Source organism: Streptomyces sennicomposti, from assembly GCF_019890635.1.
Taxonomy (GTDB): domain Bacteria; phylum Actinomycetota; class Actinomycetes; order Streptomycetales; family Streptomycetaceae; genus Streptomyces; species Streptomyces sennicomposti.
Genome location: NZ_JAIOAB010000044.1, coordinates 49,919 through 61,149, shown reverse-complemented (window position 1 = coordinate 61,149; position 11,231 = coordinate 49,919). Strand labels below are relative to the sequence as shown.

Here is an 11,231-nt window from a genome sequence, read left to right as displayed (position 1 = left end):
GTGGCGGGGGCGGCGGCCCGCGGGGCTCCGCCCCCGCCGGCACAGGGCCGGGCGGGGGCGGAGCGGGGGTGTGGCGAGCGGTGCGTCCCGCGCAGGGGCGGGACGCACCGGTGCGGGGTCAGCTCAGTGTGGCCAGGGCCTCGTTCCAGGTGGCCGACGGGCGCATGACCTCGGCCGCCTTGGCCGGGTCGGGCTGGTAGTAGCCGCCGATGTCGGCCGGCTTGCCCTGGACGGCGATCAGCTCCTCGACGATCTTCTGCTCGTTCGCGGCGAGCGTCTCGGCGAGCGGCGCGAACGCCTTGGCCAGGTCGGCGTCGTCGGTCTGCTTGGCCAGCTCCTGCGCCCAGTACAGGGACAGGTAGAAGTGGCTGCCGCGGTTGTCGATGCCGCCGACGCGACGGGTCGGGGACTTGTCCTCGTTGAGGAAGGTCGCCGTGGCCCGGTCCAGGGTGTCCGCGAGGACCTTGGCCTTGGTGTTGCCGGTGGCCTCGGCGAACTGCTCCAGGGACGGCACCAGGGCGAAGAACTCGCCGAGGGAGTCCCAGCGCAGGTAGTTCTCCTTGACCAGCTGCTGCACGTGCTTGGGCGCGGAGCCGCCGGCGCCGGTCTCGAACAGGCCGCCGCCCGCCATCAGCGGGACGACCGACAGCATCTTGGCGCTGGTGCCCAGCTCCAGGATCGGGAACAGGTCGGTCAGGTAGTCGCGCAGCACGTTGCCGGTGACGGAGATCGTGTTCTCGCCGCGGCGGATGCGCTCCACCGACAGCTTGGTGGCCTCCACCGGGGACAGGATCTTGATGTCCAGGCCCTCGGTGTCGTGCTCCGCCAGGTACTCCTTGACCTTGGCGATCAGGTTGGCGTCGTGGGCGCGGGTCTCGTCCAGCCAGAAGACGGCCGGGTCGCCGGTGGCGCGGGCGCGGGTGACGGCCAGCTTGACCCAGTCGCGGATCGGCGCGTCCTTGGTCTGGCAGGCGCGGAAGATGTCGCCGGCGGAGACCGTCTGCTCCAGCACCACGTCGCCGGCCTGGTCGACCAGGCGGACCGTGCCGGTGGTGGCGACCTCGAAGGTCTTGTCGTGGGAGCCGTACTCCTCGGCCTTCTGCGCCATCAGACCGACGTTGGGAACGGAGCCCATGGTCGACGGGTCGTAGGCGCCGTTGGCGCGGCAGTCGTCGATGACGGCCTGGTAGACGCCCGCGTAGGAGGAGTCCGGGAGGACGGCGAGGGTGTCGTGCTCCTGGCCGTCGGGGCCCCACATGTGGCCCGAGGTGCGGATCATGGCCGGCATCGAGGCGTCCACGATCACGTCGGAGGGCACGTGCAGGTTGGTGATGCCCTTGTCGGAGTCGACCATGGCCAGCTCCGGGCCCTCGGCCAGCTCGGCGTCGAAGGACGCCTTGATCTCGGCGCCCTCCGGCAGGCCCTCCAGGCCCTTGAAGATGCCGCCCAGACCGTCGTTCGGGGTCAGGCCGGCCGCGGCCAGCGTCTCGCCGTACTTCGCGAACGTCTTCGGGAAGAACGCGCGCACTACGTGACCGAAGACGATCGGGTCGGAGACCTTCATCATCGTGGCCTTCAGGTGCACGGAGAACAGCACGCCCTCCTGCTTGGCGCGGGCGATCTGCTCCGTGAGGAACTCGCGCAGCGGCGCGACGTGCAGCACGGAGGCGTCGACGACCTCGCCCTTGAGGACGGGTACGGACTCGCGCAGCACGGTGGTCGTGCCGTCGTCGCCGACCAGCTCGATGCGCAGCGCGCCGTCCTCGGCGATCACCGCGGACTTCTCGGTGGAGCGGAAGTCGTCCACGCCCATGGTGGCCACGTTCGTCTTGGACTCGGGGCTCCAGGCGCCCATGCGGTGCGGGTGGGTCTTGGCGTAGTTCTTCACCGAGGCCGGGGCGCGGCGGTCGGAGTTGCCCTCGCGCAGGACCGGGTTGACCGCGGAGCCCTTGACCTTGTCGTAGCGGGCGCGGATCTCGCGCTCCTCGTCGGTCTTCGGGTCGTCCGGGTAGTCCGGCAGCGCGTAGCCCTGCGCCTGCAGCTCGGCGACCGCGGCCTTGAGCTGCGGGAGGGAGGCCGAGATGTTCGGCAGCTTGATGATGTTGGCGGCGGGCGTCTTGGCCAGCTCGCCCAGCTCGGAGAGCGCGTCGGGAATCCGCTGGTCCTCGGTCAGGTACTCCGGGAACACGGCGATGATGCGCCCGGCCAGCGAGATGTCGCGGGTCTCCACAGGCACACCGGCCTGCGAGGCGTACGCCTTGACCACCGGCAGGAAGGAATACGTCGCCAGGGCCGGGGCCTCGTCAGTGTGTGTGTAGATGATGCTCGAGTCAGTCACCGGGTGCTCCGCTCCACGTCCACGTCTGCAACATTGCTCGACATCAAGATATCTCGTGATCGGCCCCGGCTCGACAGGGGTCCGCCCCGGAACTTCGCCGCGGCGGGGTGACGGCCCCGCGCCGCGGGCCGCCGCCCAGGGGCGGGGCGGCTCACGCGCCCGCCACCTCGCGCTCGATCCAGCGGCAGATCACCTCGACGACGTACGCCCGCTCGGCCCGGCTCAGCTCGCGCCCCTTGGGGATCTCGTGCCAGCGCCGCAGGCAGCTCCGGCAGCAGGTCGCGGTGGCGTGCTGCGCGACGAAGACCGGGTGCCCCCGGTAGGGCGTCTGCTTGCCGTCCTTGTACGGCTCGGCCGGCGCCAGCCGCTGGGCGATGAGGTCCCGCGCGTGCCACCGCAGGGTGGCGGGGCCGTGCGACTGGGCCGTGACGAGGTCACGGCCACGGAGGTGGAACTTGGCGCGGAAGGGCTGCCGCCCGATGACGTCGATCCGCCGGTCCAGATCGGCGGCCGACGGCGGGGCGGGGGCGGAGGTGGGGGCAGCGGCCGGGGCATCGGCGGGGGACGCTGCGGCCGTCGGACCGGCTCCGGCTCCGGCACTGGGTCCGGGACCGGTCGCCGGACCGGCTTCGGCTCCGGGTCCGGAACCGGTCGCCGGACCGGTCGCGGGGCGCGGCCCCGATCCGGCCGCCGGGACGGGCGTGGGGCCGGACGCCGGGTCCGGTGCGGGGGTGTCGGGGGAGGAAGTCATGCTCCTTCGAGCATATGGCCGAGCGCGCCGCACCGCCGGACCGCACGAATCCGGCCACCGGCGGCCGGCCGCAGCCCACCGCGCCCTACGGACGTACGCCGCGGCGCGGAGCGCCTGCCGCCCGTGGGGCGCGGTCGGCTCTCAGAGCCCGCACCGCCCTCCGAGCACCTACTGCCCCGCAGGGCACGCGAGGCCCATAGGGCACGCGCCGCCCACAGCCCCGCACCGCCCCGAGGCTCCGCGCCGCCCGCAGGGCAGGCACCGCCCACAGCCCCCGCGCGTCCGCAGGACACGTACCGTCCACAGCGGCGCGCGCCCTCCCCAGGACACGCACCGCCCCCCGAGCACGTACCGCCCCGCAGGACACACGCGGCCCAGAGGACACGCGCCGCCTCCAGCCTCCGCCGCGCCCGCACGGCAGGCGCTCTCAGTTCACCCCCGTACTCGTCTCCGCGTCCGCGCCGCTGCGCTGGTGGGGTATGGCCACCGCGCCCTGGTGCAGCGTCACCGTGCGGGTCGGGGCCGGGATGGTGATGCCCTCGTCGCGGTAGCGGCGGTGCAGCCGCTTGATGAACTCGTGCTTGATCCGGTACTGGTCGCTGAACTCGCCCACGCCCAGGATGACCGTGAAGCCGATCCGGGAGTCGCCGAAGGTGTGGAACCGGATCGCGGGCTCGTGCTCCGGCAGCGCGCCCGTGATCTCGTGCATCACCTCGGCGACCACCTCCAGCGTCACCCGCTCGACGTGCTCCAGGTCGCTGTCGTAGCCCACCCCCGCCTGCACCAGGATCGTCAGCTGCTGCTCGGGCCGGGTGAAGTTGGTCATGTTCGTCTTGGCGAGCTGCCCGTTGGGGATGACGACCAGGTTGTTGGAGAGCTGGCGGACCGTCGTCTGCCGCCAGTTGATGTCCTCGACGTACCCCTCCTCGCCCGTGCTCAGCCGGATGTAGTCGCCGGGCTGGACGGTCTTGGAGGCGAGGATGTGGACGCCGGCGAAGAGGTTGGCGAGGGTGTCCTGGAGGGCCAGGGCCACCGCCAGACCGCCCACGCCCAGGGCGGTGAGCAGCGGCGCTATCGAGATGCCCAGGGTCTGCAGCACCACCAGGAAGCCGATCGCCAGCACCAGTATCCGGGTGATGTTGACGAAGATGGTGGCCGAACCGGCGACCCCGGAACGGGACTGCGTCACCGACCGCACCAGTCCGGCGACGACGCGGGCCGCGGAGAGGGTCACCACGAAGATGATCCACACGGTCAGGCCCTGGTCGACGTGGTGCTGCACCGCCCGGTGCAGCGGCAGGATCGCCGCGGCGGCCGCCACGCCGCCCGCGATCGACGCCCACGGCACCACCGTGCGCAGCGCGTCCACGATGACGTCGTCGCCGCTCCACTTGGTCCGCTTGGCGTGCTTGGCCAGCCAGCGCAGCACCGTGCGGGACAGGAACGCCCCGGCCAGTCCCGCGGCCACGGCGATGCCGGCGAGGGTGAGATCGTCCAGGGTCATGGCGCGGTTCATCGGCGGCCTCCGGTGGAACGCTCTGCGGCGCACGGGGCGGCCGCCGACGGCCGGAAGTGAGGTTGCGTCACGTTGTCACCTGCTCGATTGCGGGATGTGCGAGCGCGCCGCCGGTCCCCGGTGCTCCGGGTGTTCCGTGTACGGCGCGCCCGCTCATCCTGCCGTATCCGGCAGGGCAGTTCGCACCGCGACGGCCCCGCCCACCGCACGGCGCCCTCGACAACTCACCGCCCTCCGCGCCCCGCCCACCGCCCGGCGCCTCACCCACCCCCGCCCCCGGCGGCCCCTCACCTACCCCCGGCCCCTCACCCGCTCCCGACACTTCACCAACTCCCGCACACCGCCGCACGCAGGCCCCCCCGACTCACCCGTCCCCGAACGCCCCGTGCCGCCCCGCCCCCGCCGCGAACCGTCCGGCGCCCTCGATGCCGGCCGGCAACACGGCCGCGCCGTACCGCAGTTCACGCAGCATCGCCTCGTCCTCCGGCAGCCCCTCCTGGTCCAGGGCCGAGGCGCGGTCGGAGCGCAGGCACTCCTGCGGGAACCGGGCGATCTCCGCGGCCAGCAGCTCCGACTCGGCACGGGCCCGCCCGGTCGGCACGACCCGGTTCGCGAGTCCCATCTCGTACGCCTCCCGGGCCGGGACCGGGCGCCCGGTGAGGATCAGGTCCATCGCGCGCCCGGCCCCGATCAGCCGGGGCAGCCGGACCGTGCCGCCGTCGATCAGCGGCACGCCCCAGCGGCGGCAGAACACCCCGAACACGGCGTCCTCCTCGGCCACCCGCAGATCGCACCAGAGCGCCAGCTCCAGGCCCCCGGCCACGGCGTGTCCCGCGACCGCCGCGATCACCGGTTTGGACAGCCGCATCCGGGTCGGCCCCATCGGGCCGTCGCCGTCCTCGGCGACCCGGTTGCCGCGCTCGGTGCCGACCGCCTTCAGGTCCGCGCCCGCGCAGAACGTGCCGCCCTCGCCCCACAGCACCGCGACCCTGGCCCCCTCGTCGGCCTCGAACTCCCGGAAGGCGGCGGCGAGTCCGGCCGCGGTGGGACCGTCCACCGCGTTGCGGGCGGCCGGCCGGGACAGCACGACCGTGGTGACGTACCCCTGGCGTTCGACACGTACCGGCATGGCGGTGGCCTCCTTCGGCGGGACGGGAACGGCAGGTTACTCCCCGGTCACCACACCCGGCCGCCCCCGCACCCGGCCGGTCACACATGACACGCCCGCACCGCACAGTTGACCTCAACATTGCTCGAGGTCCTACGTTCGCCCTCATGAGTATGGAGACCACCGCCTGGACCCAGCTGCGCAGCGTCATCGACGCCCAGCAGGGCCACCGCCCCTTCGCCCGCGCGACGCTGCGCCGCATCGGCGCGTTCGCCCGCCCGCACCGCCGCCGTATCGCCGCCTTCGTCGCCCTCGGGGTGGTGACCGCGCTGCTCGCGGTGGCCACCCCCGTCCTCGCCGGGCGGGTCGTGGACGCGATCGTCTCGCACGGCGACCGCGCCGTCGTCGTCCGCCTCGCCTTGCTGATCGCGGCGATCGCCGTCGCCGAGGCCGCGCTCGGCATCCTCGGCCGGCGGCTGTCGGCGACGCTCGGCGAAGGGCTCATCCTCGATCTGCGCACGGCCGTCTTCGACCATGTGCAGCGCATGCCCGTCGCGTTCTTCACCCGCACCCGCACCGGGGCGCTCGTCTCCCGGCTCAACAACGACGTCATCGGCGCCCAGCGCGCCTTCAGCACCACCCTGTCCGGCGTCGTGAGCAACGTGGTCACCCTGCTGCTCACCCTCGCCGTCATGCTGACCCTGTCCTGGCAGATCACCCTGCTCGCGCTGACGCTGCTGCCGCTGTTCGTGCTCCCGGCCCGGCGGATGGGCGCCCGGATGGCCCGGATGCAGCGGGAGGCGGCCACGCTCAACGCGGCGATGGGCACCCGGATGACCGAGCGCTTCTCCGCCCCCGGCGCCACCCTCGTCAAGCTCTTCGGCCGCCCCGAGGAGGAGTCGGCGCAGTTCGCGGCCCGCGCCCGCCGGGTGCGGGACATCGGCATCCGCACGGCGACGGCGCAGTCGGTGTTCCTGACCGCCCTGACCCTGGTGTCCTCCCTCGCGCTCGCCCTGGTCTACGGCCTCGGCGGCTGGTTCGCCCTGCGCGGCGCCCTGGAACCGGGCGCCGTCGTCTCCCTCGCCCTGCTCCTCACCCGCCTGTACGCGCCGCTCACCGCGCTCGCCGGGGCGCGGGTGGAGGTGATGAGCGCCCTGGTCAGCTTCGAGCGGGTCTTCGAGGTGCTGGACCTCCAGCCGCTGATCGGGGAGCGGCCGGGCGCCCGGGAGGTCCCGGACGGCCCGGTCGCGGTCGAGTTCGACGGCGTCCGCTTCGGCTACCCGGCCGCGGACAAGGTCTCCCTCGCCTCCCTGGAGGAAGTGGCGAGCCTCGACACCCGGGGCGGCGAGGAGGTCCTGCACGGCGTCTCCTTCCGCGCCGAACCCGGCCGCACCGTCGCCCTGGTCGGCTCCTCCGGCGCCGGCAAGTCCACCGTCGCGGCCCTGCTGCCGCGCCTGTACGACGTGGACGCGGGCGCCGTGCGCGTCGGCGGCGTGGACGTGCGCGACCTGAGCGCCGCCTCCCTGCGCGCCACGGTCGGCATGGTCACCCAGGACGGCCACCTCTTCCACGACTCGGTCCGCGCCAACCTGCTGCTGGCCCGCCCGGAGGCGAGCGAGGCGGACCTGTGGGACGCGCTGCGCCGGGCCCGCCTCGACACCCTGGTCCGCGCCCTGCCCGACGGCCTGGACACGGTCGTCGGCGAACGCGGCTACCGTCTCTCCGGCGGCGAACGCCAGCGGATGACCATCGCCCGGCTGCTGCTGGCCCGCCAGCGGGTCGTCATCCTGGACGAGGCCACCGCCCACCTCGACAACACCTCGGAGGCCGCCGTCCAGGAAGCCCTCACCGAGGCCCTGGCCGGCCGCACCGCCCTGGTGATCGCCCACCGGCTGTCCACGGTGCGCGCCGCCGATCTGATCCTGGTCCTGGAGGCGGGCCGGATCGTCGAACGCGGCACGCACGACGAGCTGCTGGCGGCGGGCGGCCGGTACGCGGAGCTGTACCGCACCCAGTTCACCGAGCGGTCGCGGCCGGGCCAGGACCGGCTCACATCCGGGCGTACGGCCGGGGCGACAGCGTCTCGAACGTGAGCCGGACGGTGGTGGCCGTCCCGGTGTCCGCGTCGGAGGTGCGCAGGGCGGTCACCTCGTCCGCCGTCAGCGCGCGCCGCACCAGCCGGAACTCGTCCAGGGAGCCCTTGAGCCGGTCGGCCCCGTCCGGCCGGGCTCCCAGATGGAACCCGGCCACGGCGAAGCCGTCGTCGTACGTCACCGACCCGGCCGGGGCCGCGGCCTCGCCGGGCGTCCCGCCGTCCACCGACAGGCTCAGCTTCCCGCCCGAGCGCTGGAGCACCACGTGGTGCCAGGCGCCGTCGCCGAAGGCGTAGGCCGCGCCGGCGTCGGCGGCGTAGACGGTGGTGGTGGCCGTGTCGGTCTGCAGTACGGCGGCGAGCCGGTCCTGGCCCGGCTGCGCCCGCAGATACAGCTGCCGTTCGGTGCTGCCGACGCCGTAGGCCCAGAAGACCACCTGGTTGGCGCTGGTCTGGCCGGCTGTGTAGCGCAGCCAGGTCGCCACGGTGAAGTCGCCCGAGCCGAGGGCGGTGTCCGCGCCGTAGGGCACCTCGACGGAGTCGTCCGTGCCGTCCAGGGCGAGCCCCGCGCCGAACTTCCCGCCGCCCGCCGAGGCCACCGGCCGGGCCCCGCCCCGTACATAGGCGTGGTCGCAGTGCACCGACGCGTCCGGGGTGGCCGGGCCGGCGGCCGGCCGGGCCACCAGGTGGGACTCGGTGTTGCCGTTCTCCATGGTCCACGCCAGGGCGGGCCGGTCGGCCGGGTAGCCGCCCGCGGAACCGGCGGCGGACCGCGCGACCCGGGTCAGCTCGTCCGCCGTCAGCGCCCGCTTGTAGAGCCGGACCTCGTCCAGGGCGCCCGTGAACACGTCCAGGTCGCCCGGCTTGGAGCCGACCCGCAGCCCTTCCGGCGTGGCGGCGGAGGTGAGCGCGCCGGACAGGCCGGTCGCCTCCGCGGACGCGGTCCCGTCGACGCTCAGCCGCAGCGTGCCCCCGCTGCGGGTGAGGGCCAGCAGATGCCAGGCGCCGTCCCCGAAGGCGGGCGCCGCGCCGGTGTCCGCGAGCGCCACCTGCACCGGGCCCGCGGGGGTCTCGGCCCAGGCGAACAGCCGCCGCTGGGCGGGCTGCGCCCGCACCCACAGCGAGGGCTCGCCGGAGACCGAGCCGTAGGCCCACAGCAGCGCGGCGTTCGGGTCGGACGCGGTCAGGGTGTGCCGGAACCACAGGGTGTAGGTGAAGTCGCCCGCGCCGACGTCGAGCGCCGGCAGATACGGGACCTCGACGCCGGGCCGGGACGACGAGAGGGAGATCGCGCCCTTGCCGATCCGGCCGGCCACCTCGCCGGGCACCCCGCCGAGCAGGGTGCCGTCGGCGCAGTGCCCGGTGACGTCGTCCTCGATCGGGACCTGGGTCAGCGCGGGCGCGTCGGCCGTGTCGATCACCTGGAACGGCAGCCGCACGGCGAGCGAACCGGCCGCCGGGGCGGCGTCGTTGGCCGTGCGCAGCGTGGCGAGCTGCGCGTCGGTCAGCGCGGCGCGGTACATCCGGAACTCGTCCAGCGCGCCGTTGAAGGGGTCGCCGGCCGCCGTCTCGGGCTTGGCGCCGAGCCGGATGCCGTCGACCCCGGCGACCCGGCCGGAACCGACCGACCCGGCGACCCCGGTGGCCTGCGCCGAGGACGTGCCGTCCACCGCGAGGGTGATCCGGCCGCCCTCGCGCACCAGCGTCAGATGGTGCCAGGCGTCGTCGCCGAACGCCGTCGAGGGACCGGTGTCGGGCAGGGCGACGGAGGCGGTGCCGCCGGTGCCCTGCACCCAGGCGTACAGCCGGTCCTGGCCGGGCTGGGCGCGCACCCACACCTGCGGCTTCGCCGCGCCGAACCCGTAGGCCCACATCAGCACCCGGGCCTGGGTGTCCGTGGCCTGCGCTTTGTACTTGAAGAACAGCGAACAGGTGAAGTCGCCGTCGCCCGGGTCGAGGCCCGGCGCGTACGGCACGTCGGCGTACTCGCCGGTGGCGTCGAGGACCAGGCCCTGGTTCCAGCGTCCGGCGCCGAGCGTCGAACTGCCCGCCAGATAGGCGTCGTTCGCGTCCGCGGCGGTGTCTGGGGTGGTGCGGCCGGCGGCCCGGGAGGCCTGCGGGTAGACCGCGCCGGTGAAGGCGCCGGGCACGCCGGCCGCCGCCGGGGTGAAGCGATCGAAGTAGACGTTGGCCGCGGAGAAGCCGTCGCCGCCCTCGTAGACCAGGCCGATCTCGCCGTCGGTCAGCTCGGCCAGATCGGAGTACCCGGCCCGCTTGGCGTTGATCTGCGCCCCGTCCTTCCAGGTGGCGCCGCGGTCCGTGGAGTAGCGGATCCGCATGTTCTGCCGGTCCGTGGCGTGCCCGGGCGCCGACAGGACGAGCGTGTCGCCGGGCCTGGTGCGATACGTCTGCTCCAGCGCGAGGACGGAGCCCTGCACCTCCGGCGTGGTCAGTGAGGGCACCACCTGCTGCGCGGGCACGGTCGCGCCCGCGTCGTCGCTGACGGCGTGGGTGCGGTGCCCGGACGACGTGCCGTTGTTGTTGCGGGCGTTGAGGTAGACCTGCCCGTTGTCGAGTTCGGCGACGGAGGGCTCGCCCGGCGCCAGCCCGGGGCCGGCGGAGTCGGCCGTGTCGCTCGCGAACCAGTGGTCGCCGTCGTCGCTGTAGATCACCCCCACGAGCTGGCGGTGATCGGCCCCCGGCGGCGACTCGTACGCCCCCACCACCAGCCGGCCCGGCTTGTCGCCGCGCTTGAGCTGGATGCCGTGCGAGGGGCCGGTGCCGAACCAGCCGTCCTGCGGGTCGGACAGCCGCGGCAGCCGCTCGGGCGCGCCGAAGGTCAGCCCGTCGTCCGTGCTGCGCTGCACCCACGGCAGCCGTCTGCCGCCCGGCTCGGCCGGTTCCGAGGTGGAGAGCAGGTGCACGTCGCCGGTGCGCAGGTCGGCGACGGGGGAGGGGTTGCCGCGCGTGTAGGGGGCCTCCGGGTCGGTGTCGCTGCCGGCGAGCGCCACCCGGATCGGGCCCCAGGTGCGGCCGTCGTTGGTGGAGCGGCGGACGACGATGTCGATCGCGCCCCGGTCGGCGCAGGAGGGCGAGCGGCGGGCCTCGGCGAAGGCGAGCAGGGCGCCCGTCTTGGTGCGGACGAGGGTGGGGATGCGGAAACAGCCGTACCCGGCGGTCCCGGAGCGGAAGAGGATCTGTTCGCTCCCGACGAGACCGTCGGCCGACGGCTGGGTGCCGCTCGCGGCCGCGGGCGGGGCGAGGACTCCGAGGAGGACCAGGGCCAGGGCGAGGAGGGCGGCGCCTGGGCCGCGTATGCGTAGCCGGGACACGGCGATGCAGACCTTTCTGGGGCGGGACGGGGGGCATGGCGCGGACCCGGCCGTCGGCGGACCGCCGCCCGGCCCGCCCCGGTCCGCCGACGGG

Annotated in this window: 6 protein-coding genes; 1 reads left to right on the top strand and 5 read right to left on the bottom strand. The window is 74.3% G+C overall.

Features of this window, described 5'->3' with window-relative positions; genetic code table 11:
• Positions 1 to 118 precede the first annotated feature (118 nt).
• From K7787_RS22510 to K7787_RS22495, 4 genes are all read right to left on the bottom strand, one after another.
• Complete coding sequence (locus K7787_RS22510; RefSeq protein WP_009191724.1) at positions 119 to 2,338, bottom strand: NADP-dependent isocitrate dehydrogenase; 2,220 nt, start codon at positions 2,336 to 2,338, stop codon at positions 119 to 121.
• A 151-nt stretch (positions 2,339 to 2,489) separates the two neighbouring features.
• Positions 2,490 to 3,089 carry a DUF4186 family protein gene (locus K7787_RS31890; RefSeq protein ID WP_247721173.1) on the bottom strand — a complete coding sequence of 200 codons (600 nt, stop codon included), beginning with the start codon at positions 3,087 to 3,089 and terminating at the stop codon, positions 2,490 to 2,492.
• Positions 3,090 to 3,516: 427 nt separating this feature from the next.
• A complete protein-coding gene (locus tag K7787_RS22500; protein WP_223002713.1) occupies positions 3,517 to 4,605 on the bottom strand; it encodes a mechanosensitive ion channel family protein in 1,089 nt (362 codons plus the stop codon).
• A 364-nt stretch (positions 4,606 to 4,969) separates the two neighbouring features.
• Positions 4,970 to 5,734, bottom strand: coding sequence for a crotonase/enoyl-CoA hydratase family protein (locus K7787_RS22495; RefSeq protein ID WP_223002712.1), 765 nt, complete (start codon positions 5,732 to 5,734; stop codon positions 4,970 to 4,972).
• A gap of 152 nt (positions 5,735 to 5,886) precedes the next feature.
• On the opposite strand from K7787_RS22495, the gene K7787_RS22490 reads away from it, so the two are divergent.
• Positions 5,887 to 7,806 (top strand): ABC transporter ATP-binding protein, encoded by a 1,920-nt coding sequence (locus K7787_RS22490; protein ID WP_223002718.1) that lies wholly within the window; start codon positions 5,887 to 5,889, stop codon positions 7,804 to 7,806.
• Here the strand turns inward: K7787_RS22490 and K7787_RS22485 are convergent.
• A complete protein-coding gene (locus tag K7787_RS22485; RefSeq protein ID WP_223002711.1) occupies positions 7,763 to 11,137 on the bottom strand; it encodes a LamG-like jellyroll fold domain-containing protein in 3,375 nt (1,124 codons plus the stop codon). The two genes, K7787_RS22490 and K7787_RS22485, sit on opposite strands and share 44 nt — an antisense overlap.
• Between the last annotated feature and the right edge of the window lie 94 nt (positions 11,138 to 11,231).

Coding starts and splice junctions, on each gene's coding strand:
- K7787_RS31890 (WP_247721173.1), bottom strand. CDS start 3,089: ATGACTTCCTCCCCCGACACCCCCGCACCGGACCCGGCGTCCGGCCCC.
- K7787_RS22500 (WP_223002713.1), bottom strand. CDS start 4,605: ATGAACCGCGCCATGACCCTGGACGATCTCACCCTCGCCGGCATCGCC.
- K7787_RS22495 (WP_223002712.1), bottom strand. CDS start 5,734: ATGCCGGTACGTGTCGAACGCCAGGGGTACGTCACCACGGTCGTGCTG.
- K7787_RS22490 (WP_223002718.1), top strand. CDS start 5,887: ATGGAGACCACCGCCTGGACCCAGCTGCGCAGCGTCATCGACGCCCAG.